The organism is Bartonella sp. MU70NMGDW, from assembly GCF_042194085.1.
GTDB classification, from domain to species: Bacteria; Pseudomonadota; Alphaproteobacteria; order Rhizobiales; family Rhizobiaceae; genus Bartonella; species Bartonella grahamii.
On record NZ_JBHIMK010000027.1, the window covers coordinates 1 to 23194 of the forward strand.

31 protein-coding genes and 1 pseudogene are annotated in these 23194 nt (G+C 40.0%); all 32 read left to right on the forward strand.

Annotated features, from left to right (window positions below; all coding sequences use genetic code 11):
• Positions 1-65 (forward strand): annotated as a pseudogene (locus tag ACFIKE_RS04165) (elongation factor Tu); the annotation flags it as partial.
• 61 nt (positions 66-126) lie between these two features.
• Complete coding sequence (gene rpsJ, locus ACFIKE_RS04170) at positions 127-435, forward strand: 30S ribosomal protein S10 (protein WP_005773267.1); 309 nt, start codon at positions 127-129, stop codon at positions 433-435.
• Positions 436-462: 27 nt separating this feature from the next.
• Entirely contained in the window at positions 463-1200 is a 738-nt protein-coding gene (rplC, locus tag ACFIKE_RS04175) for a 50S ribosomal protein L3 (RefSeq protein ID WP_015856587.1), read from the forward strand.
• 2 nt (positions 1201-1202) lie between these two features.
• On the forward strand, positions 1203-1823 hold the full coding sequence (rplD, locus tag ACFIKE_RS04180; RefSeq protein WP_375648465.1) for a 50S ribosomal protein L4: 621 nt from the start codon (positions 1203-1205) through the stop codon (positions 1821-1823).
• Positions 1820-2113: a 50S ribosomal protein L23 gene (locus ACFIKE_RS04185; protein ID WP_375619911.1), complete on the forward strand. Its 294-nt coding sequence runs from the start codon at positions 1820-1822 to the stop codon at positions 2111-2113. The genes rplD and ACFIKE_RS04185 overlap by 4 nt, the downstream gene beginning before the upstream one ends.
• 21 nt (positions 2114-2134) lie before the next feature.
• Positions 2135-2968: a 50S ribosomal protein L2 gene (gene rplB, locus ACFIKE_RS04190; protein ID WP_273788259.1), complete on the forward strand. Its 834-nt coding sequence runs from the start codon at positions 2135-2137 to the stop codon at positions 2966-2968.
• A gap of 15 nt (positions 2969-2983) precedes the next feature.
• Positions 2984-3262 (forward strand): 30S ribosomal protein S19, encoded by a 279-nt coding sequence (gene rpsS, locus ACFIKE_RS04195; RefSeq protein ID WP_004855734.1) that lies wholly within the window; start codon positions 2984-2986, stop codon positions 3260-3262.
• A gap of 2 nt (positions 3263-3264) precedes the next feature.
• Positions 3265-3654 carry a 50S ribosomal protein L22 gene (rplV, locus tag ACFIKE_RS04200; RefSeq protein ID WP_208439680.1) on the forward strand — a complete coding sequence of 130 codons (390 nt, stop codon included), beginning with the start codon at positions 3265-3267 and terminating at the stop codon, positions 3652-3654.
• The gene (rpsC, locus tag ACFIKE_RS04205) at positions 3654-4364 is read left to right on the forward strand and encodes a 30S ribosomal protein S3 (RefSeq protein WP_015856582.1); all 711 of its coding nucleotides are present in this window, start codon (positions 3654-3656) and stop codon (positions 4362-4364) included. The genes rplV and rpsC overlap by 1 nt, the downstream gene beginning before the upstream one ends.
• Before the next feature lie 36 nt (positions 4365-4400).
• Positions 4401-4814 carry a 50S ribosomal protein L16 gene (gene rplP / locus ACFIKE_RS04210; RefSeq protein WP_015856581.1) on the forward strand — a complete coding sequence of 138 codons (414 nt, stop codon included), beginning with the start codon at positions 4401-4403 and terminating at the stop codon, positions 4812-4814.
• 12 nt (positions 4815-4826) lie between these two features.
• Positions 4827-5027 carry a 50S ribosomal protein L29 gene (gene rpmC / locus ACFIKE_RS04215; RefSeq protein ID WP_273788260.1) on the forward strand — a complete coding sequence of 67 codons (201 nt, stop codon included), beginning with the start codon at positions 4827-4829 and terminating at the stop codon, positions 5025-5027.
• 11 nt (positions 5028-5038) lie between these two features.
• Entirely contained in the window at positions 5039-5278 is a 240-nt protein-coding gene (gene rpsQ / locus ACFIKE_RS04220) for a 30S ribosomal protein S17 (RefSeq protein WP_012231991.1), read from the forward strand.
• 144 nt (positions 5279-5422) lie between these two features.
• The gene (rplN, locus tag ACFIKE_RS04225; RefSeq protein ID WP_004855715.1) at positions 5423-5791 is read left to right on the forward strand and encodes a 50S ribosomal protein L14; all 369 of its coding nucleotides are present in this window, start codon (positions 5423-5425) and stop codon (positions 5789-5791) included.
• A 12-nt stretch (positions 5792-5803) separates the two neighbouring features.
• A complete protein-coding gene (rplX, locus tag ACFIKE_RS04230) occupies positions 5804-6118 on the forward strand; it encodes a 50S ribosomal protein L24 (protein ID WP_015856579.1) in 315 nt (104 codons plus the stop codon).
• Entirely contained in the window at positions 6111-6668 is a 558-nt protein-coding gene (gene rplE / locus ACFIKE_RS04235) for a 50S ribosomal protein L5 (protein WP_015856578.1), read from the forward strand. Before rplX ends, rplE begins: the two co-directional genes overlap by 8 nt.
• A 24-nt stretch (positions 6669-6692) precedes the next feature.
• The gene (rpsN, locus tag ACFIKE_RS04240) at positions 6693-6998 is read left to right on the forward strand and encodes a 30S ribosomal protein S14 (RefSeq protein ID WP_005773283.1); all 306 of its coding nucleotides are present in this window, start codon (positions 6693-6695) and stop codon (positions 6996-6998) included.
• A gap of 14 nt (positions 6999-7012) precedes the next feature.
• Positions 7013-7411, forward strand: coding sequence for a 30S ribosomal protein S8 (rpsH, locus tag ACFIKE_RS04245; RefSeq protein WP_375626998.1), 399 nt, complete (start codon positions 7013-7015; stop codon positions 7409-7411).
• Positions 7412-7450: 39 nt separating this feature from the next.
• Positions 7451-7984, forward strand: coding sequence for a 50S ribosomal protein L6 (gene rplF / locus ACFIKE_RS04250; protein WP_015856576.1), 534 nt, complete (start codon positions 7451-7453; stop codon positions 7982-7984).
• Between the two features lie 12 nt (positions 7985-7996).
• The gene (gene rplR / locus ACFIKE_RS04255) at positions 7997-8359 is read left to right on the forward strand and encodes a 50S ribosomal protein L18 (RefSeq protein ID WP_015856575.1); all 363 of its coding nucleotides are present in this window, start codon (positions 7997-7999) and stop codon (positions 8357-8359) included.
• 111 nt (positions 8360-8470) lie between these two features.
• Positions 8471-9019 carry a 30S ribosomal protein S5 gene (gene rpsE, locus ACFIKE_RS04260; RefSeq protein WP_015856574.1) on the forward strand — a complete coding sequence of 183 codons (549 nt, stop codon included), beginning with the start codon at positions 8471-8473 and terminating at the stop codon, positions 9017-9019.
• 31 nt (positions 9020-9050) lie between these two features.
• A complete protein-coding gene (gene rpmD, locus ACFIKE_RS04265; RefSeq protein ID WP_015856573.1) occupies positions 9051-9257 on the forward strand; it encodes a 50S ribosomal protein L30 in 207 nt (68 codons plus the stop codon).
• Positions 9258-9277: 20 nt separating this feature from the next.
• Positions 9278-9745: a 50S ribosomal protein L15 gene (rplO, locus tag ACFIKE_RS04270; protein WP_375648466.1), complete on the forward strand. Its 468-nt coding sequence runs from the start codon at positions 9278-9280 to the stop codon at positions 9743-9745.
• Positions 9746-9906: 161 nt separating this feature from the next.
• The gene (gene secY / locus ACFIKE_RS04275) at positions 9907-11253 is read left to right on the forward strand and encodes a preprotein translocase subunit SecY (RefSeq protein WP_375626992.1); all 1347 of its coding nucleotides are present in this window, start codon (positions 9907-9909) and stop codon (positions 11251-11253) included.
• On the forward strand, positions 11250-11828 hold the full coding sequence (locus ACFIKE_RS04280; protein ID WP_015856570.1) for an adenylate kinase: 579 nt from the start codon (positions 11250-11252) through the stop codon (positions 11826-11828). The genes secY and ACFIKE_RS04280 overlap by 4 nt, the downstream gene beginning before the upstream one ends.
• A 180-nt stretch (positions 11829-12008) precedes the next feature.
• Positions 12009-12377 (forward strand): 30S ribosomal protein S13, encoded by a 369-nt coding sequence (gene rpsM, locus ACFIKE_RS04285; RefSeq protein ID WP_026500557.1) that lies wholly within the window; start codon positions 12009-12011, stop codon positions 12375-12377.
• Between the two features lie 114 nt (positions 12378-12491).
• A complete protein-coding gene (rpsK, locus tag ACFIKE_RS04290) occupies positions 12492-12881 on the forward strand; it encodes a 30S ribosomal protein S11 (RefSeq protein WP_007347762.1) in 390 nt (129 codons plus the stop codon).
• Positions 12882-12975: 94 nt separating this feature from the next.
• A complete protein-coding gene (locus tag ACFIKE_RS04295; protein ID WP_375626041.1) occupies positions 12976-13989 on the forward strand; it encodes a DNA-directed RNA polymerase subunit alpha in 1014 nt (337 codons plus the stop codon).
• Between the two features lie 24 nt (positions 13990-14013).
• Positions 14014-14442 (forward strand): 50S ribosomal protein L17, encoded by a 429-nt coding sequence (rplQ, locus tag ACFIKE_RS04300; protein WP_273791421.1) that lies wholly within the window; start codon positions 14014-14016, stop codon positions 14440-14442.
• Positions 14443-14710: 268 nt separating this feature from the next.
• Positions 14711-16105 (forward strand): DegQ family serine endoprotease, encoded by a 1395-nt coding sequence (locus ACFIKE_RS04305; protein ID WP_375648467.1) that lies wholly within the window; start codon positions 14711-14713, stop codon positions 16103-16105.
• 8 nt (positions 16106-16113) lie between these two features.
• Positions 16114-17433 (forward strand): replication-associated recombination protein A, encoded by a 1320-nt coding sequence (locus ACFIKE_RS04310; RefSeq protein ID WP_375648468.1) that lies wholly within the window; start codon positions 16114-16116, stop codon positions 17431-17433.
• A gap of 994 nt (positions 17434-18427) precedes the next feature.
• Positions 18428-19471, forward strand: a complete 1044-nt coding sequence (recA, locus tag ACFIKE_RS04315; RefSeq protein WP_015856564.1) for a recombinase RecA — start codon at positions 18428-18430, stop codon at positions 19469-19471.
• Between the two features lie 209 nt (positions 19472-19680).
• Entirely contained in the window at positions 19681-22347 is a 2667-nt protein-coding gene (alaS, locus tag ACFIKE_RS04320) for an alanine--tRNA ligase (protein ID WP_375648469.1), read from the forward strand.
• Positions 22348-23194 lie beyond the last annotated feature (847 nt).

A 23194-nucleotide genomic window follows, 5' to 3' on the forward strand; every position in this document is an offset into this window, starting at 1 on the left:
GTTTTGCTATTCGTGAAGGTGGTCGTACTGTTGGTGCCGGTATCGTCTCTAAGATCATTGAATAAATAATGCTTGTTGAGTGCTTTTATTATTGAAGGCACTTTCTATAACAGGGAAATAAAGAGCATGAACAGTCAAAATATTCGCATTCGCTTAAAAGCGTTTGATCATAGAATTCTTGATACGTCGACGCGTGAGATTGTATCGACTGCTAAACGTACTGGTGCAAATGTCCGTGGTCCCATTCCGCTTCCGACGCGGATTGAGAAGTTTACGGTCAATCGTGGACCCCATATCGATAAGAAGAGTCGTGAGCAGTTTGAGATGCGAACACATAAGCGTCTTCTTGATATTGTTGATCCAACGCCGCAAACAGTGGATGCGCTTATGAAGCTCGATCTTTCTGCTGGTGTGGATGTAGAAATTAAGCTCTGAGGTTTGAGGACAGAAGGAACAGACCCGATGCGTTCAGGTGTAATAGCACAGAAGCTGGGCATGACCCGTATTTATAATGATGCTGGTGAGCATGTGCCGGTGACCGTACTTCGTTTGGAGAATTGTCAAGTCGTTGCTCAGCGTACAGTTGAAAAGAATGGTTATACTGCTGTTCAATTAGGTGTAGGCTTTGCTAAAGTTAAGAACACTTCACAAGCTCTTCGTGGACATTTTGCTAAGGCTTCTGTTGAGCCTAAAGCTAAAATAGCAGAGTTTCGTGTGAGTCCCGACAATCTTCTTGATGTTGGTACTGAGATTACAGTGGAACATTTTGTTCCAGGACAGAGAGTTGATGTGACTGGTACCAGTATTGGTAAGGGGTTTGCTGGTGTTATGAAACGGCATAACTTTGGTGGGCATCGTGCTTCCCATGGTAATTCGATCACACATCGTGCTCATGGTTCTACAGGGCAGTGCCAAGATCCTGGTAAAGTTTTTAAAGGTAAAAAAATGGCTGGCCATATGGGGCAAGTGCGTGTAACAACACAGAATATTGAAGTTATTTCCACGGATAGTGAACGTGGTTTAATTTTAGTGCGTGGTGCTGTTTCTGGTTCTAAAGGTTCTTGGATTTTGGTACGGGATGCTGTGAAGAAGCGTCTTCCTGATAATGCTCCAAAGCCTGCTGGTATTCGCCGTCTTGTGAAGGAGAAAACGGAAATGGTTACTCCGGTGACGGAAACCTCTGAAGTTGAGGGAGCCTAATAATGGATCTTGTAATTAAAACTCTTGATGGTAATGAAGCCGGCAAGTTAAAGGTTTCTGAAGCTATTTTTGATCTTGTTCCACGTGAGGATATTTTGCAACGTGTTGTTCGCTGGCAGCTTGCACGCCGTCAGCAGGGGAGTCATCAATCCCAAGGTCGTTCTGATGTGTCACGAACAGGGGCAAAAATGTTTAAGCAAAAAGGAACTGGGCGTGCTCGACATTCATCTGCCCGTGCACCGCAGTTTAGAGGTGGGGGTAAGGCACATGGACCGGTGGTTCGTAGCCATGCGCATGATCTTCCTAAAAAGATTCGTGCTCTTGGGTTACGTCTTGCTTTATCTGCAAAATTAAAAGCAAAAGACTTAATTATTGTGGATGAGTTGACTGTTAAGGATGCGAAAACGAAAATGCTTGTTTCTCATTTTTCTAAGCTTGGATTTAATAACGCTCTCTTGATTGGTGGTAAAGAGATTGATGTTAACTTTTTTCGTGCAGTCTCTAATATCCCTAATATTGATATTTTGCCTATTCAGGGAATTAATGTTTATGATATTTTGCGTCGCAGCAAACTTGTTTTATCAAAGGCAGCTGTTGAGGCTCTTGAGGAGCGTTTTAAATGACAGATCTTCGCCATTATGATATAATTATTAGTCCAGTTATTACTGAAAAGTCGACTATGATTTCTGAATATAATCAAGTTGCTTTTAATGTCGCGCCGAAAGCGACGAAGCCTGAGATTAAGGCTGCTATTGAAGCGCTTTTTAGCGTAAAAGTTAAAGCAGTTAACACGATAGTCCGCAAGGGTAAAGTGAAGCGTTTCAAAGGTATAGTTGGTCGGCAAAGTGATGTCAAAAAAGCGATCGTAACTCTGGCCAGTGGTCAGACTATCGACGTTTCGACAGGTCTTTAAAGAGGCTCGGAGATAGGAATAATGGCACTTAAGCAATTTAATCCAACGACACCTGGGCAGCGTCAGCTTGTTATTGTGGAACGTTCTTGTCTTTATAAGGGAAAGCCTATAAAGATGTTGACTGAAGGTTTGTCTTCAAAGGGTGGACGTAATAATCGTGGTCGTGTTACTGCTCGTTTTCAGGGTGGTGGACATAAACGTAGTTATCGGTTTGTCGACTTTAAGCGTCTTAAACGTGATGTTTCAGCAAAGGTTGAGCGTTTAGAATATGATCCTAACCGTACTGCTTTTATTGCTTTAATTCGCTATGAGGATGGGCAATTGAGTTATATTCTTGCGCCACAGCGTCTTGCGGTTGGTGATTCTGTTATGGCTGGTTTAAATGTGGATGTTAAACCAGGTAATGCTATGCCTCTTGCTAATATGCCTGTAGGTACAATTATTCATAATGTTGAGATGAAGCCAGGAAAAGGGGGGCAGATTGCACGTTCAGCGGGTACTTATGCGCAGTTGGTTGGACGAGATCATGGTATGGCTATTCTTCGTTTAAATTCTGGTGAACAGCGTTTGGTTCCTAGTAGCTGTTTTGCAACTGTTGGTGCTGTTTCAAATCCTGATCATGGGAATATTAATGATGGTAAGGCAGGTCGGTCACGTTGGCGTGGTAAACGTCCACATGTTCGTGGTGTTGCTATGAACCCCGTTGATCATCCGCACGGTGGTGGTGAAGGTCGTACATCGGGGGGGCGCCATCCAGTATCTCCTTGGGGTAAGCCTACGAAAGGTAAGCGTACGCGCTCCAATAAAGCCACTGATAAATTTATTATGCGTACGCGTCATCAACGCAAGAAATGAGAAAGGTAGTCTGAAGTGGTTCGTTCAGTGTGGAAAGGTCCGTTTGTTGACGGCTATCTTCTTGGTAAAGCAGAGAAGGTACGTGCAAGTGGGCGCAATGAAGTTATAAAAATATGGAGTCGTCGCTCTACTATTTTACCGCAATTTGTTGGTTTAACTTTTGGTGTTTACAACGGTAATAAGCATATTCCTGTTTCTGTTTCTGAAGAGATGGTTGGACATAAGTTTGGTGAGTTCGCTCCTACCCGGACTTATTATGGTCATGGTGCCGATAAAAAAGCGAAGAGGAAGTAGGAATGGGAAAAGCTAAAGTTTCGCGCCAGCTTAGAGATAATGAAGCAAGAGCTGTCACGCGGACAATTCGCGTTAGTCCGCAGAAGCTTAATTTAGTTGCTGCAATGATTCGTGGTAAAAGAGTTAATGTAGCACTCGCTGATTTGATGTTTTCACGCAAGCGTATTGCTGCTACTGTGAAAAAAACGCTTGAATCAGCAATTGCAAATGCAGAGAATAACCACGATCTTGATATTGATTCGCTTATTGTGGCGGAAGCTTATGTTGGTAAGTCGATAGTGATGAAGCGCTTTCATGTTCGTGGTCGAGGGCGTGCTAGTAGAATTGAACGTCCATTTTCGCATCTTACTGTTATTGTTCGTGAAGTTACCGAAAAAGTGGAGGCCGCGTAATGGGTCAGAAGATCAATCCAATAGGACTTCGTCTTGGTGTTAATCGGACTTGGGATTCTCGTTGGTATGCTGATAGTGGTGAATATGGGCGCCTTCTTCATGAAGATTTGAAAATTCGTTCATACGTGCTGGAGGAGCTTAAACAGGCGGCTATTTCGAAGGTTGTTATTGAGCGTCCTCATAAGAAGTGTCGTATTACGATTCATTCTGCACGTCCTGGTTTGATTATTGGTAAAAAGGGTGCTGATATCGAAAAGCTTCGTCGTAAGCTCTCAGAAATGACGGATGCTGAAACTTCATTAAATATTGTGGAGATTCGTAAACCGGAGATTGATGCCACGATTATTGCGCAATCAATTGCTCAACAGTTAGAGCGTCGTGTTGCTTTTCGTCGTGCAATGAAGCGTGCTGTTCAGTCTGCTATGCGTCTTGGTGCAGAAGGTATTCGTATCAATTGTTCTGGCCGTCTTGGTGGTGCTGAAATTGCTCGTATGGAATGGTATCGTGAAGGTCGTGTTCCACTTCATACCTTGCGTTCTGATGTTGATTACGGTACAGCAGAAGCTAAGACTGCTTATGGTATTTGTGGTATTAAAGTTTGGGTCTTTAAGGGTGAGATTCTTGAGCATGATCCGATGGCTTCAGAACGTCGTGCTACGGAAGTTGATCAATCTGGTTCTTCATCGAATCGTCGCCGTGAAAATGCTTAGTTTTTGAGATTGAACTAAAATTTGGAGTAGAGAACAATGTTGCAGCCAAAGCGCACAAAGTTCCGTAAACAGTTCAAGGGCCGTATTCACGGTGTTGCGAAGGGTGGTACGGATTTGAATTTCGGTGCCTACGGTTTGAAGGCTGTTGAGCCGGAGCGGATTACTGCTCGTCAAATTGAAGCGGCGCGCCGTGCGATTACGCGTTATATGAAGCGTTCTGGTCGTGTGTGGATTCGCATTTTTCCAGATCTTCCGGTTACATCTAAACCGACTGAAGTTCGTATGGGTAAAGGTAAGGGAAGTGTCGATTATTGGGCTGCACGTGTTGCTCCTGGACGCATCATGTTTGAGCTTGATGGAGTTCCTGAGGATGTTGCACGTGAAGCACTAAGATTGGGTGCTGCAAAGTTGCCTATAAAAACGCGTTTCATCCAGCGTATTGCTGAATAATGAGGTTAAGCGATGAAAGCCACAGAATTACGGGCGCAAACGCTCGACCAAATGAAAGATGAATTGGCTAAGTTAAAGAAAGAGCAATTTAATTTGCGTTTTCAAAAAGCAACAGGTCAATTAGAAAAGACTGCGCGTGTTAGACAGGTTCGTCGTGATATTGCGCGTATTAAAACTTTTCTTCGTCAAAAGGTAAGTGAAAGTAAGGTTTAAGGAAATGAGAGATGCCTAAACGCGTTTTGCAGGGTGTTGTTATTAGCGACAAAAGTGATAAGACTGTTGTTGTCAAAGTTGAGCGCCGTTATTCTCATCCGCTTCTTAAGAAGACTGTTCGGCAGTCTAAAAATTATAAAGCGCATGACGAAAACAACCAATTCAAGATTGGGGATCAAGTTTCTATTCAAGAATCTAGACCAATTTCGAAAGATAAATGTTGGATTGTTGTAAAAGACAATGTAGCGTAATGAGTTAAGTTTATTGTTTTAGAATTTAACAGTGTTTTTATCATTGATAAATTTAAAGGCGATGACTTTATCGTTATTTGGCAGGCAAATCCGAGTGTATAAAAGGTACAATCGGATATATGTGTTAAGAGAAGGTGGCCAGTCATGATTCAGATGCAAACAAACCTCGACGTTGCTGATAATTCTGGTGCTCGTCGTGTCATGTGCATCAAGGTGTTAGGCGGTTCAAAGCGGAAATATGCTTCGGTCGGTGACATTATTGTTGTTTCGGTTAAGGATGCTATTCCCCGTGGCCGTGTTAAAAAAGGTGATGTTATGAAAGCTGTTGTGGTTCGTACTGCTAAGGATATTCGTCGCGCAGATGGTAGTGTCATTCGTTTTGATAGTAATGCTGCGGTTTTAGTGGATAATAAAAAAGAGCCGATCGGTACTCGTATCTTTGGACCTGTTCCCCGCGAATTGCGTGGTAGGAATCATATGAAGATCATCTCGCTCGCTCCTGAAGTTCTGTAAGGAGTAAATGTTATGCAGAAGATTCGAAAAGGTGATAAAGTTGTTGTTTTATCCGGTAAGGATAAAGGATGTAGTGGTGAAGTAATTAAGGTTAGTCCAAAAGAGAATAAGGCTTTTGTTCGTGGGATTAATATGATTAAACGTCATCAACGTCAAACGCAGAAGCAAGAAGCTGGAATTATTTCTAAAGAGGCTCCGATTCATCTGTCTAATTTGGCGATTGCTGATCCTAAAGATGGTAAGCCTACACGTGTAGGCTTTCGTATGAATGCAGATGGTAATAAAGTGCGTTTTGCCAAGCGTTCGGGAGAGTTGATTAATGGCTGAGGAAAGACAAATACCGCGTATGAAAGCGCATTATTTTGAAGTGATTCGTAAAGCGCTTCAAGAGAAGTTTAATTACAGAAATGCGATGCAAATTCCGCGGATTGATAAAATTGTAATAAATATGGGGATAGGTGAAGCAACTGCTGATTCGAAGAAGCCTTCTCTTGCTGCTGAGGATTTAGGGCTAATAACAGGTCAGAAGGCTGTTGTTACACGTGCGCGTAATTCTATTGCGACCTTTAAGGTTCGTGAAGGAATGCCTCTTGGGGCTAAAGTTACATTGCGTAAAGATCGTATGTTTGAGTTTTTAGATCGTCTTGTTACGATTGCTCTTCCACGGGTTCGTGACTTTCGTGGTTTGAATCCAAAGAGTTTTGATGGTCGTGGCAATTTTGCTATGGGTATTAAAGAACACATTGTGTTTCCAGAAATCAACTATGATAAAGTTGATCAAATTTGGGGCATGGATATTATTGTTTGTACGACAGCAAAAACGGATGATGAAGCTCGTGAGTTATTGCGTGCTTTTAATTTTCCTTTTCGTTCGTAACGGCAGACATAGTGAGGTGAAAGTATGGCCAAAGTAAGTGCCGTTGAAAAAAATAAGCGTCGTGAGGTGATGGTAAAGCGTTATGCTGCCCGTCGTGCACGTTTGAAAGCAATAGTTATGGATCAGAAGGTTTCTCTTGAAGAACGTTTTAAAGCTTCTGTTCAGTTGGCAGAGTTGCCACGTAATTCTTCGAAAGTTCGTATTCGTAATCGCTGTGAGGTTTCAGGTCGTCCGCGGGCTTATTATCGTAAATTAAAAATGTCGCGAATTGCGTTGCGTGAGCTTGGCTCTATTGGCCATATTCCTGGTATTGTAAAGTCTAGTTGGTAAGAGGAGATTATTTAATGTCTATGTCAGATCCTCTTGGTGATATGTTAACGCGTATTCGTAATGCACTTGGTCGTAAAAAAGGTAAAGTAGTTACTCCAGCTTCGAAGCTTCGTGTGCACGTTCTTGATGTTCTTCAGTCGGAAGGTTATATTCGTGGATATAATCAAATTGATTTAGGTGATGGGAAAGCTGAAATTGAAATCGAATTGAAGTATTTTGAAGGGCTGGCTGCTATTCGTGAGATTTCACGTGTATCAAAGCCAGGTCGTCGTGTGTATGTTTCTGCTAAGTCACTTCCACAGGTGGCAAATGGTCTTGGTATTTCGATTTTATCGACTCCTAAAGGCGTCATGGCAGATCATGAGGCGCGTGAACAGAATGTTGGTGGAGAACTCCTTTGTCGTGTTTTCTAAGTTATGTCAAGAAAACGGAAGAAAAAGTAGGTTAGAACAATGTCTCGTATTGGAAAGAAACCCATTTCAATTCCTTCTGGAGTTACTGCTACTGTTGAAGGTCAGCTGGTTAAGGCAAAAGGTCCAAAAGGTGAGCTGAGCTACGTCGTCAATGATGAAGTCTTAGTCAAGTTTGAGGAAAATATCATATCAGTTATGCCGCGGGATCAGTCAAAAGATGCGCGTTCTAAATGGGGTATGTCGCGCTCAATGATTGAGAACATTTTTTGTGGTGTGAAAGATGGTTTTGAAAAGAGGTTGGAGATTAATGGGGTTGGTTATCGTGCTGCTTTGCAGGGTAAGGATGTCCAACTATCTCTAGGATTTTCCCATGATGTGGTTTATAAAGTTCCATCGGGTGTTACTGTAACTGTTCCTAAGCCGACAGAAATTGTTGTTTCTGGAATTGATAAACAGCAAGTTGGACAAGTTGCAGCGGAGATTCGTGAGTATCGTAGACCTGAGCCTTATAAAGGTAAAGGTGTTAAGCATGCAGATGAACGTATCTTCCGTAAAGAAGGTAAAAAGAAATAAGGATTTTGTATTATGGTTTCATCTAAGGACATTATCCAACGTCGTGCAAGGCGTGTTCGTCGTAGAATTAAAATGGTTTCTCATGATCGTCCTCGGCTTAGCGTTTATCGTTCAAATCAGAACATTTATGCTCAAGTTATCGATGATTTGCGGGGATGTACACTTGTTTCAGCCTCTACTCTTGAAAGTGATTTAAAAAAGTCGTTAAAGAGTGGTGCTGATAAAAAAGCAGCTTTTGCTGTTGGTAAGTTAATTGCTGAGCGTGCGAAGCAAGCGGGTGTTAATGAAGTGGTTTTTGATCGTGGAGCGTATGTGTATCATGGTCGAGTCAAGGCTTTAGCTGAAGCTGCTCGTGAAGGTGGTTTGAATTTCTAAAATTTCTTATTTGTGAGTGAGTAAGGAGAGTTTAGATTATTTCGTTTAAGTTCTTCCAGTTTGATGAGGGACTTTGTTATCGTGCTTCCGGAAAAGAAAAAGGAATGAGGAATGGCACAAAAAGAACGTGGTGAGAGAGAAGAACGCGATAATGAGTTTGTCGATAGGCTAGTTCATATCAATCGTGTTGCTAAAGTTGTAAAGGGTGGTCGGCGTTTTGGTTTTGCTGCTCTTGTTGTCGTTGGAGATCAAAAAGGACGTGTAGGTTTTGGACATGGTAAAGCCCGTGAAGTTCCAGAAGCCGTTCGTAAAGCAACGGAATCTGCAAAACGTGGGATGATTTATGTTCCGCTTCGGTCTGGACGTACATTGCACCATGATCTTGAAGGGCGTCATGGAGCTGGGCGTGTTTTGCTACGTTCGGCTTCTGCTGGTACTGGTATTATTGCTGGGGGACCGATGCGTGCTATTTTTGAAGCTCTTGGTATGCAGGATGTCGTTGCAAAATCATTGGGATCGTCTAATCCTTATAACATGGTTCGTGCAACATTTGATGCATTGAAACATCAAATGCATCCTAGAGATATTGCTGCTCAGCGTGGTATAAAATATTCGACTTTGCAGGCGCGTCGTCGCCATTTAGTTGACCTAGAAGGATAGTTTCTGAGATTATCAGAAAAGGAATTAGAAAATGGTTCAGAAAAAATCTCAGAGTGGTAAAACTATCACGGTTGAGCAAATTGGAAGCCCTATTCGAAACTCACAGATTCAGCGTGCAACCTTAAAGGGGCTTGGACTAAATAAAATGCGTCGTCGGCGCGTTTTAGATGATACACTTTGTGTGCGGGGTATGATTGCTCAGGTTCGGCATCTTGTTCGCGTTATAGATGAAGGTTAAGGGTTGCGGGAGTATTAGATATGAAACTCAATGAACTGCGTGATTGTGAAGGCGCAACAAAAAATCGTAAGCGTGTTGGGCGTGGTATTGGATCCGGTACGGGTAAGACTGGTGGTCGTGGTGTAAAAGGGCAAAAGTCGCGTTCTGGTGTTTCCCTTAATGGTTTTGAAGGTGGGCAAATGCCTATCTATCGTCGTTTGCCAAAACGTGGATTTAGAAATTTCTTTGCCAAAACCTACAATGAAGTTTCACTAGGACGTATTCAGTTGGCAGTTGATGCAGGTAAGTTGAATATTGAAAAGCCTGTTGATATGATTGCTTTGAGAGAAGCTGGTATTATTCGTCGTGAAAAAGATGGGGTTCGTCTTCTTTCTGATGGTGATTTGAAGGCTAAGATTACCTTTCATGTTTCTGGTGCTTCACAAGCTGCTCGTGTTAAGATTGAAAAAGTGGGTGGTCAGGTTATTTTTCCTGATATTGCTCAATAATTTTTTATATGAGTAGAGACCTAAAGAAGAGTTACATCTGTTCTGTGGGATCTTTTGTGGGGAATTTTTTAAGTTCTGCATTTATTTGTGTATGTATATATGAATTTTAGGGTTATACTTCCGTGATTTAAAGAACTGGAGTAGTGAAGTGGAGACGTTTTATGGCATCAGCAGCAGAGCAATTTGCTTCCAATATAAACTTCGGTACCTTTTCTCGTGCAACTGAATTAAAGAAACGCATCTGGTTTACTCTGGCAGCGCTTCTTGTATATCGCTTTGGCACTTACATCTCTCTTCCAGGTATTAATATCGATGCTTTACGGCAAACATTTGAACATCATGCGTCGGGTGTATTAGGACTCTTTAATATGTTTGCTGGGGGTGCCGTTGGGCGTATGGCTATTTTTGCGCTGGGTATCATGCCTTATATATCGGCATCTATTATTGTGCAATTGTTAACATCTATTATTCCTTCTTTGGAAACTCTTAAAAAAGAAGGGGAATTAGGTCGTAAGATTATCAATCAGTATACGCGTTATGTAACAGTAGTATTGGCAATTCTACAAGCTTTTGGTATTGCGATTGCGCTTGAAAGCGGTATAGGGACGGGGCTTCAAATTGTTTTAGAACCAGGTCTTATGTTTCGTATTTCTTCTGTTATTACCCTTGTTGGCGGAACGATGTTTCTCATGTGGCTTGGCGAGCAAATTACGTCACGTGGTGTTGGTAATGGGGTTTCTCTTATCATTTTTACAGGGATTGTAGCCAACTTTCCTTCTACTTTTGCTCAGCTTTTGACAGCTCATAGTCAGGCTGATTTATCAACTTTTCTTTTAATAGGAATCGTTCTTATTGCTGTTTTGGTTATTGGGCTTATTGTTTTTATAGAGCGTGCGCAACGGCGAATTCTTATCCAGTATCCGAAACGTCAGGTTGGGAATCAAATGTTTCAAGGAGATATGTCGCATCTTCCTTTAAAGTTGAATACTGCTGGTGTTATTCCACCTATTTTTGCTTCATCTTTATTATTATTACCTGCCACTATTAATAATTTTTCTGATAAAATGCCACAATGGGTTCAGGCGATTTCTTATGCTCTTGGTCATGGACAGCCACTTTATATGATTGTTTATGCATTTTTAATGGCGTTTTTTTGCTTTTTTTATACAGCTATTGTGTTTAATCCAAGTGATACTGCAGATCAGTTGAAAAAACATTCTGGTTTTATTCCAGGGATTCGTCCAGGTGAGCGTACAGCCGAATATATTGATTACGTTTTGACGCGTATTACTGTTGTGGGCGCTGTTTATATTATCTTGGTTTGTTTGTTACCTGAATTTATGATATCTGCATTGCAGGTTCCTTTTTATCTTGGGGGAACATCCTTGTTGATTGTTGTTACTGTTACGCTTGATACGGTTGCTCAAATTCAGGGGTATCTTGTTGCCCACCAATATGAAGGGTTGATAAAAAAATCAAAACTTCGTGGAGGTAGAAGGAATCGATGAGAGTTATTCTTTTAGGTCCTCCTGGAGCAGGAAAAGGTACGCAAGCAAAAATGTTGACCGAGGAATATAACATTCCTCATTTATCAACAGGGGATATGTTGCGTGAGGTGATTGCCAAAGAAACAGAGATTGGTAAAAAAGCTAAAGCTATTATAAGTTCTGGTGCTTTGGTTCCTGATAATATTGTTAACCAAATCGTATCAGATCGGATTGATGAAACTGATTGTGTAAACGGTTTTGTTTTGGATGGATATCCTCGAACTGTGGGGCAGGCAGAAGCGTTACAGCAGATTTTGCAGTCAAAAAATATGCGGCTTGATGCTGTTATTGAGTTGTGTGTTGATGAAGACGTGTTGATTGAACGTATGAAGAAGCGCGTTGAGGAAACAATAGCGGCTGGTGGACAGGTTCGTTTAGATGACAATCCTGTTGCTTTTGCAAAAAGATTAGTAGAATATCGTGAAAAAACCGCTCCCTTATCAAAATTTTATTCAGAGAGGGGAATGTTGAAGGTCATTGATGGAATGATTGGTATTACTGAAGTGACACGCATGATTAGAGGTTTTCTTTCATAAGATTTTTTTTAGAAATAAATGAAAAGAGTTGACTTTTGAGATGAAATCTATCACAAACGAATTTAATTTATTTTAGTGAAATAATAGGATTCGGAAGAATTTTTTTCTGAGTCTATTTTTTTCTGTAAGGTATATCAGGTATTTTATAACAATTTGTCAAAATAACTAAGGAGAGTAGGCGTGGCTCGTATTGCTGGCGTCAATATCCCGACAAATAAGCGTGTAATTATTGCGCTTCAATATATCCACGGGATTGGACCAAAATTTGCTCAAGAAATTATTGAAAGAGTTGGCATTCCCTTGGGGCGTCGTGTGCATGAGCTTTCAGATGCTGAGGTGCTGCAGATTCGTGAGGCGATAGATCAAGGCTATCAAGTTGAAGGTGATCTTCGTCGTGAGGTTGCTATGAATGTTAAGCGTTTGATGGACCTTGGTTGTTATCGAGGATTGCGTCATCGCCGGTCTTTGCCTGTCCGAGGGCAGCGTACACATACAAATGCCCGTACGCGTAAAGGACCAGCTAAGGCAATTGCCGGTAAAAAGAAATAAGAGCCTTTTTGGAAGGTTTTTATATATTCTGTTTCTTGTTTGATTTTTTTGACAAGGAAAAGAAGGTGGAGCTGCTGATGTTACGGCAGTGATGAGATCGTTGAAAGGGAAATTATGGCCAAGGAAGCCACACGTGTTCGTCGTCGCGAACGTAAAAATATTTCATCGGGTGTTGTGCATATTAATTCAACATTTAATAACACAATGATTACTATTACTGATGCTCAGGGTAATGCAATTGCTTGGTCATCTGCGGGGGCCCAAGGGTTTAAAGGTGCGCGTAAATCGACACCTTTTGCTGCTCAAGTTGCTGCGGAGGATTGTGCAAGAAAAGCGCAAGAGCATGGTATGCGTTCTTTGGAAGTTGAAGTTTGTGGACCTGGATCAGGGCGTGAATCTGCTCTACGTGCATTGCAATCTGTTGGTTTTGTCATTACTTCTATTCGTGATGTAACACCAATTCCTCATAATGGATGTCGTCCGCGGAAAAGGCGGCGTGTTTAATTGGGTGTTGTTTTTTGTTGTCGGAGATTTCTCTGATGTTCACATTGGTCGTTACGATTGAATGGTAACGGAACTAAAGAACGGGAATAAAAATATGATCCAGAAAAACTGGCAAGAACTTATTAAACCCAATAAGGTTGAATCATGTGCGCATGATAATCCAAATGTTATAAGTGTGATCGCTGAACCTCTTGAGCGGGGTTTTGGCTTAACGTTAGGAAATGCACTTCGTCGCGTGTTGTTATCTTCGCTTCGTGGTGCTGCTATTACTGCTGTGCAGATTGACGGTGTCTTACATGAATTTTCATCGATTCCAGGTGTGCGTGAGGATGTTACAGATATTATTCTGAATATAAAGGAAATTGCGCTTCGTATGGAAGAAGAAGGTCCTAAACGTGTCGTTGTTTATAAAGAGGGGCCTGGTGTCGTGAAAGCGGGAGATATCAGTACCGTTGGGGATATGCAAATTCTAAATCCAGATCATGTTATTTGTACTCTTGATGAAGATGCTGAAATTCGTATGGAGTTCATTGTCAACACAGGGAAGGGGTATGTTCCATCTGATCGTAATTGTGTTGATGATGCACGTATAGGGCTTATTCCAATTGATAGTCTTTATTCACCAATTCGTAAAGTGTCTTATAAAGTGGAAAATACGCGTGAAGGTCAAGTTTTGGATTATGATAAATTGACCTTAACGATTGAAACGAATGGTGCGGTTAATGGAGAGGATGCTGTTGCTTTTGCAGCACGCATTCTTCAGGATCAATTATCGCTATTTATTAACTTTGAAGAGCCACAGAAGGAGCCTGTTGAAGAGGCTGATTCTGAGCTTTCTTTTAATCCTGCTCTTCTCAAAAAAGTGGATGAATTAGAACTTTCAGTTCGTTCGGCAAATTGTCTTAAGAATGATAATATTGTCTATATTGGTGATCTTATTCAAAAAACAGAATCTGAAATGCTTCGTACACCGAATTTTGGTCGCAAATCGTTGAATGAGATTAAAGAAGTTTTGGCATGTATGGGATTACATCTTGGGATGGAAATTCCTGCGTGGCCGCCTGAAAACATTGATGATCTTGCAAAACGTTATGAAGATCAATATTAAAATTAGAATTTAAGGAGAGGGCTTATGCGCCACAGTAAGTCAGGACGCAAGTTGAATCGTACTGCCAGTCACCGTAAAGCGATGTTTGCAAATATGGCAACTTCGTTGATCGAGCATGAGCAGATTGTGACAACGCTTCCAAAGGCTAAAGAAATTCGTCCTATTGTTGAAAAACTCGTTACTCTTGGTAAGCGTGGTGGTTTGCATGCGCGTCGGCAAGCAATTGCAGCACTTCGTGATGCAGGAAAGGTTGCAAAATTATTTGATACGCTTGCGCCACGTTATGCATCACGCAACGGTGGATATTTACGTATTATGAAAGCGGGGTTTCGTACCGGTGATAATGCGCCTATGGCTGTTATAGAATTTGTTGATCGTGATGTTGAAGCGAAGGGTGCTGGGGATCGTGCTCGCATGGAGGCTTCTGAGAATGAAAAGGGGACATCTTCGTAGAGTTTTTTAATTCTGTTAGATTTTTTAAGGCCGCCTTGTCTTAGGCGGTTTTTTTGTGAGCATTTTTAAGTTTGTTTTAATTGAGAAATAGGTGCAGAGAGAAAATTATAGGACATTGAATTATCTTATTTTTATAATATTTATTGTTCAAATAGGTTGTTTTTATTCTCTATTATGAAATATTAATAGAGATCCTTAATTTGCGGGGATGAGTTTTTTAATTCTATTAATCTTCAACAGAATGTACTGGTTTTATAAGGAGTGGATTATGAGATATTCTTTTTGGGTGCGAATTTTTTTTGCAATTATGATGCAGATATCATTTGATCATGTATATGCTCATGTGCCTCAAACACAAACAGAAATCACTCTTTCATTTGCTCCTTTAGTTAAAAAGACAGTTCCATCTGTTGTAAATATTTATGCAGCTCGACAAATTAGAGCACGATCACCTTTTGAAGGCGATCCATTTTTTGAGCAATTTTTTGGTCGTTTTCAAAATAACTTTCCTGTTCGTAAGCAATCGTCATTAGGATCAGGGGTGATTGTTGATGCACGTGGTTTGATTGTTACAAATTACCACGTCATTAAAGATGCAAGCGAAATTAAAGTGGCTTTTTCTGATGGGCGGGAGTTTGAGAGTAAGATCGTGCTCAAAGATGAAGCAACTGATATTGCAATTCTTGAAGTTGAGGAAAAAGATGCTCAATTCCCTGTTCTTTCTTTGGGAAATTCTGACGCTGTTGAAGTTGGTGATCTTGTTCTTGCTATTGGTAATCCTTTTGGTGTTGGTCAAACAGTTACAAGTGGTATTGTTTCAGCGCAAGCGCGTACACGTGTTGGGATTTCTGATTTTGACTTTTTTATTCAAACAGACGCTGCCATTAATCCAGGGAATTCTGGTGGCGCTTTAATTGATATGAAAGGTCAATTAATCGGAATTAATACGGCTATTTATTCGCGTTCTGGTGGTTCTGTAGGGATTGGTTTTGCTATTCCAGTTAATCTTGTAAAAGTGATGCTTGATACTGTTAAACGCGGTGGAAAATATTTTGTGCCGCCTTATATAGGGGCTTCTTTTCAAAATGTTACACCTGATATTGCTGGTGGTTTAGGTTTAGAACGTCCCTATGGTGCTCTGATTATTGAAGTTATCAAAGATAGTCCTGCTGAAAAAGCTGGATTGAAAGTAGGTGATGTTATTTTGAGTGTGCAAGGGGTACGCGTTGATACTCCAGATAGTCTTGGGTATCGTTTGATGACAGCTGACGTTGAGCATAGTCTTGCTTTGGAATATTTACGAAATGGAAAAACTTTAAAAACACAAATAACAGTTTCATCGATATCAGAAACTGCATTTTTAAAATCTGAAAAAATCACGGGTGACAGTCCTCTTGCTGGTGCTGAAGTGTTAGATTTAACACCGCAAAATAGTCGACGTTTTCATCTTCCTATATCTGCAAAAGGGGTTGTGATTACCAACCTTGATGACATGAGCAATGCAGCTGGAATTTTTCAGTCAGGAGATATTCTACGTGTTGTAAATGGTCATAAAATTCAAACAGTTCATCAGTTGAAAAAGGTTCTTATGCAAGCTCGTTCGCGTACTTGGCAATTGGAATATGAACGTGATGGTATGTATATTCGCCAATTTATTCGTTGAGGTTTTTTTTGAAGAAAGATTTTTTTACTTCGTCGTTTGATTTTCAAGTTAATAAAAATCAGCCACTTGCAGAAAGAATGCGCCCTTGTTCTCTCAATGATGTTGTGGGACAAAAGCATTTGATTGGAGAGGATGGTTTTCTTTCACGTATGGTGGCAACTGGCTCAATTGGATCGATGATTTTTTGGGGGCCTCCAGGGACGGGAAAAACAACCGTTGCACGTTTGTTAGCACTTGAAACGAACTTCGCATTTGAACAGATTTCTGCTATTTTTACAGGAGTTTCTGAACTTAAAAAGATTTTTGAAGTTGCGCAGAGGCGTTTTATATCTGGAGATAAAACAGTTCTCTTTGTTGATGAAATTCATCGGTTTAATCGTGCACAGCAGGATAGTTTTCTTTCTGTGATGGAAGATGGTACTGTGGTACTTATAGGTGCAACAACCGAAAATCCTTCTTTTGAACTTAATGCTGCTCTTCTTTCGCGTGCACGTGTTGTAACATTTCTTTCACATGATCATGAAAGTTTGGACATGCTTTTGAGGCGTGCTGAAGAAGTGGAGGGAAAAACTCTTCCCTTGGATAATGATGCCAGAGACGTTTTGATAGAGATGTCTGATGGTGATGCGCGGGTAGCGTTAACATTGGCAGAGGAAGTTTGGTCTATTGCACCATTGGGAGAGATTCTTGATGTTGTTGCTTTGCAAAAAGTTATTCAGCGTCGTGTGCCCATTTATGATAAAGGACGAGATGGGCATTATAATCTCATTTCAGCGTTGCATAAATCCGTTCGTGGATCTGATCCTGATGCTGCGCTTTATTATTTGGCACGGATGTTGGATGCTGGTGAAGATCCTTTCTATATTGGGCGAAGATTGGTTCGTATGGCCGTTGAAGATGTTGGTTTGGCGGATCCGCAAGCTCTTGTCATTTGTAATGCCGCAAAAGATGCTTATGATTATTTAGGATCACCAGAAGGAGAATTGGCTTTGGCGCAAGCATGTCTTTATGTTGCAACTGCGCCAAAGTCAAATGCAACATATCTCGCGTATAAAGCAGCACTGCGTTGTGCGCGCAAAAATGGCTCTTTATCACCTCCTAAGCATATTCTTAATGCTCCTACGAAATTTATGAAGGAGGAAGGGTTTGGAAATGGTTATTGTTATGACCATGATGAACCAGACGCTTTTTCAGGACAAGAATATTTTCCCGAAAAACTTGGGCGTCAAAGTTATTATAAGCCAGTTGAGCGTGGTTTTGAGCGTGAAATTGTGAAACGTCTTGAGTGGTGGAAACAATTGCGCAAAAAACGTAAAGATCAAAAATGAAATTTGAGTAGGAATACATGTTTTATTGATCTTGGATTTATTTTTTAGCTCTTATGTTATTGTATGAGCAATTTAGCTTATATTTTAAACATTTATTGCATTGCTCGTAGAGATTTTTTTTGATATCTTCAAGAGTGCGTATTTTTTTATCAAATTTCAATGTATTATTCAGCTTTTAGGTTGCTTTATTTTTGTGGTTTTTATTAAATAATATAATTGATTGATAACGATAATTCACTGTTTTGTAAGTTGAATGAAAGTCCTAAATACCGTAAATTTTACTCATTCCAAGCCTGTTATTTGTTGAATCGATCAAATCATTCGCTTGCATATTATAAGCAGGATTAGCGTGTGATAAAAACGGTACAAGAAAGAACTAAAAACTCTTCTTATGAAGCGTCTCAAGTGCCGAGAGCTGTCGCAACATTGGGGGATGATAAATAGTGTGATGGTGCCGACTTTCTCATTCTTTAGTGTAAAGATGGTGGCACCTAAAGGGTTTTACAGTATACCGCATTCATGGGTGTTGTCACGAAGTGAGCTTGGGAGTGTTGAGAGATGTTTCTTAAATCAAGTGCATGAATATGCAACACAATGGCGTTTTGTTCTTTGATGCGATAGGGGATGAGGTTGATTGATAATGCGTTTTTGTGTGATCAATAGCAGGAGAATTCTTAGTCTCTTAAGTACTTAATCAAAGGGATAAGCAGAAGGGCAGTAGAACATTGTGTTTAAATTTAAATTGTTCCTTTTCTAGAGGGATATAAATATGCTAACTACGCTCTCATGGGGATATTATTTTATTGGAGTTTATTTTGTGTGATAAGATAAGCAATGCCAATTCTTTATTGTGATGGTCATGAATGTTATGGGCATAATGTGGGGATAGGAATGGAAATAGTCTGTGAAAATCTAAACTCAAGCCTTTAGTTAAATTAAAAGTACAGTGTACACTTAAGTTTTAGGTTATTATGAATCGGTCAAGGATATAATCGTGGATAAAACAAAAGCTCTCGATGCTGCTCTCTCACAAATTGAACGTTCTTTTGGTAAAGGCTCGATTATGCGTCTTGGGCAAAAAGAGCAGGTTGTTGAAATTGAAACAGTTCCAACAGGGTCGTTATCCTTAGATATTGCTTTGGGGATTGGTGGATTACCGAAGGGGCGTATTGTTGAGATTTATGGACCAGAAAGTTCTGGGAAAACAACATTGGCTCTACATGCTATTGCTGAGGCACAGAAAGGGGGTGGGATTTGTGCTTTTATTGATGCAGAGCATGCACTTGATCCTATTTATGCGCGTAAGCTTGGTGTTGATTTAGAAAATTTGTTCATTTCTCAGCCAGATACTGGTGAACAGGCATTGGAAATTACAGAAACGTTGGTTCGTTCTGGTGCAGTTGATGTGCTTGTTGTGGATTCTGTCGCGGCTTTAACACCGCGAGCAGAAATTGACGGTGAAATGGGTGATGCTTTGCCCGGATTGCAAGCTCGGTTAATGAGTAAAGCTTTGCGAAAATTAACAGCAGCAATTTTTCGCTCTAACTGTATGGTTGTCTTTATTAATCAAATTCGCATGAAAATTGGTGTAATGTTTGGTTCTCCCGAAACGACAACGGGTGGAAACGCTTTAAAGTTTTATGCTTCTGTTCGTTTAGATATTCGTCGCATTGGATCCATTAAAGATAGGGATGCAATCGTTGGTAATCAGACGCGTGTTAAAGTGGTGAAGAATAAACTGGCACCCCCATTCAAACAAGTTGAGTTTGATATTATTTATGGTGAAGGTATTTCCAAAGTAGGTGAATTGATTGATTTGGGTGTCAAGGTTGGTATTGTGGAAAAATCTGGTGCTTGGTTTTCTTATAATTCTCAGCGTTTAGGACAGGGGCGTGAAAATGCAAAGCAGTTTTTACGTGAACATGCGGAAATAGCTACAGAGATTGAATCAGCTTTGCGCCAAAATGCTGGTTTGATTGCGATTGAATTGTTAGAAAATGCAGGGTCAGAAAATATAGAAAGTGATGAAACCATTTGATGGAGCGTTTTTTTCGTCTATAATTTTTTTCCTTTAAGATTTTTCTGTTTTTTTGTTTGAGTTTTTAAATATACAGTCATTTTTTTCTCAATTTTTTAAAACAAATATTCCATTCTTTGATTAAATTGACTCCATGCGTGGCGAAGAGGATATTTAATGAGGGGGGATTTTTCTTTTATGGTTTTGTGCTGTATTAAGCAGGTGTCAGTATGAATAGTGTTAATAATATTCGGTCAATATTTTTGGATTATTTTCATCGTAATGGGCATAAAGTTCTTTCTTCTAGTCCGCTTGTTCCGCGAAATGATCCTACACTTATGTTTACAAATGCAGGGATGGTGCAGTTTAAAAATGTTTTTACTGGACTTGAACAACCTCCTTATAAGCAGGCAACAACGGCACAAAAATGTGTTCGTGCGGGTGGAAAGCATAATGATCTTGATAATGTTGGTTATACGGCGCGCCATCATACATTTTTTGAAATGCTGGGTAATTTTTCTTTCGGTGATTATTTCAAAGAAGAAGCCATTTTTTTATCATGGAATCTTTTAACAAAGGAATTTTGCCTGCCAAAAGATAAATTGTTGGTGACAGTTTACCAGAGTGATGATGTTGCTGCTGAACTGTGGCGTAAAATTTCAGGTCTTCCAGATGAAAAAATTGTCCGTATTGCGACGGCTGATAATTTTTGGTCGATGGGAGAAACAGGCCCTTGTGGGCCTTGTTCGGAGATTTTTTATGATCATGGTGATAAAATCTGGGGCGGTCCTCCTGGAAGTATGGAAGAAGATGGCGATCGCTTTATTGAGATTTGGAATCTTGTTTTTATGCAATATGAGCAGATTTCCAAGGAGGAACGTGTTGACTTGCCTCATCCTTCTATTGATACCGGTATGGGATTAGAGCGTATTGCTGCTGTTTTGCAGGGTGTTCATGATAATTATGATATTGATCTTTTTCGTGCATTAATTGCTGCATCAGAAGAAATTACAGGGATTGAGGCAAAGGGTGATTTTATTGCCAGCCATCGTGTCATTGCTGATCATCTTCGTTCATCTGCATTTTTGATTGCTGATGGTGTGCTTCCTTCTAATGAAGGAAGAGGATATGTTTTACGTCGTATTATGCGTCGTGCTATGCGTCATGCGCATCTTCTTGGTGCTAAAGAGCCATTGATGTGGCGACTTTTGCCTGCTTTAATTCGCGAAATGGGACAAGCCTATCCTGAATTGGTGCGTGCTGAATCTTTGATTTCAGAAACTTTAAGGTTAGAAGAAATACGTTTTCGTAAAACGCTTGAACGAGGACTTGGTTTGTTAAATGAAGCAAGTACCGATCTTAAAGAAGGAGATCATTTAAATGGTGAAGTTGCTTTCAAGCTTTATGATACCTATGGTTTTCCGCTTGATTTAACGCAGGATGTTTTGCGGCGTCGTGGAATATCTGTTGATGTTGATACCTTTAATAAAGCGATGGAGCGTCAAAAAGAGGAAGCGCGTGCCAATTGGTCTGGTTCTGGGGAAGCTGTAACAGAAAAGATCTGGTTTTCTGTTCGTGATCAAGTGGGGGCCACAGAGTTTTTAGGTTATGAAACTGAGACAGCGAAAGGTATTCTTACAGCTCTCGTGTGTGATGGTAAAATTGTTGATCATATTTCTTCAGGTCAGAAAGCTATATTTGTTGTTAATCAGACACCTTTTTATGGTGAATCTGGTGGGCAAATTGGTGATAGCGGTATCATTTCTGGTGAAAATTTTATTTTTGAGGTGCATGATACCCAAAGAAAGGGTGATGGTCTTTTTATTCATATTGGAGAGGTGAAATCTGGTCAGGCATCGAGATCTGATTGTGTCGAATTAACGGTTGATATTGTTCGTCGTAAGAAAATTCGCGCGAATCATTCTGCTACTCATTTGTTACACGAAGCTTTACGACAAGTTTTGGGATCTCATGTTACACAAAAGGGCTCTCTTGTATCGCCAGATCGGTTGCGTTTTGATTTTTCTCATCCAAAATCCGTTTCACCAGAAGAGTTGAAAAAAATAGAAGATTTAGCAAATGAGATTATTTTGCAAAATAGTAGAGTGATAACGCGCCTCATGGCTGTAGATGATGCCATTTCTGAAGGTGCAATGGCATTATTTGGTGAAAAATATGGTGATGAAGTTCGCGTTGTTTCTATGGGGGAGCCATTTGAACAGGGAAGATTAAAAAAGCGTTGGTCAATAGAGCTTTGTGGAGGTACACATGTGGAGCGAACAGGTGATATCGGTTTGATTCATATTGTTTCTGAAAGTTCTGTAGCTGCTGGAGTGCGGCGTATTGAAGCTTTAACAGGCAAAGAAGCACGCCTTTATCTTAGCCGCCAAGATGAACGTATTCATGAAATCGCTGATCTTTTAAAAACTTCTTCTGTTGGTGTGGAAGAACGGGTGCGAATTTTGCTTGATGATCGTCGTAAACTTGAAAAAGAATTGAATGATGTACGCAAGAAAATGATGTTGAGTGGTGGAATAACAGAAAGGAGCCAAGGTGATATTACTATCATCAATGGGTTTTCTTTTATCGGACGCGTTGTTAAAAATATTTTACCACGGGATCTTAAGGCGCTCGTCGATTCTGAGAAAAAACAAATCGGATCTGGAGTGGTTGCGTTTATTAGTGTCTCGGAGGATGGAAAAGGGAGTGCTGTTGTCGGTGTTACGAATGATTTAACTCATAGATTGAATGCTGTTGATCTCGTTCGTATTCTTTCAGCTATGCTTGGTGGTAAAGGTGGAGGTGGCCGTCCTGATATGGCGCAGGCTGGTGGTCCTGATGGGAACAAAGCTGATGAGGCATTTGCGGCACTAAAAGATTTTCTGGAAAAAAATTAAAGAATGAAATCATTCTGCATAGGTGTTTTTTTACATTTTTATATTGGGTTGGTATCTAAGTATCACGAATATCTGTCTGGTGTGTTTCTGAAATCAAGATACAGCGTAATTGGAGGACAATACAATTGTAAAGACAAAAACAGTGTTTGTCTTTATTGTCACTTTTTCATTTGGCTTTGTAGCTTCCAAGCGTTTCAGGATTCACCGTTTTAAGATAAGATAGATTATGCAGCACTTCATGCTTTGCTGTCTATTCTTTTACTAGGAAGGCTAGTTATTGTGTTGCTCCTATAGATTTTTTTGAAGAAACATCTCTTTTTATGAAAGGGATAATACAAGATTTATTGCATACGATTATCCTTATAAAGTTATAAGCTGTTATTATTTTATTAGCTTTCAAATAACTAAAATCCCTTTCCTTGAAAAGGCTTATAAAAGAGTTGTTGTATCTTAGAGCTATTGTATTGTTTTCATTTTGCTTGTTATGTACAAGCAAACAGTTTTTTTGTTTATCATTAAAAGGTCTTGAAAAGAACATTCTCCTATCTTTATAAATCAAAGGAATGTTACACAAATCTAAAGATTTAGATTAATGTATGATTTATTATGATGAGATTTCCTTAATAAATTAATTTATAATGATAATTTATCGTTTCAAATTCTGTGTATGTTAAATTAATCAAAATTACTTACGGATGTCGTTGTGAAATGGGCTTAGGAGCATTGAGAAATGTTTCTAAAAAAGCCATATGAATGTGCAAAATAATGATGTTCTGTTCTTTATGAGAGGACTATAAAGAACAAGATAAACAAAAGTGCAAAGCAATACAATAATATTCATTATTAA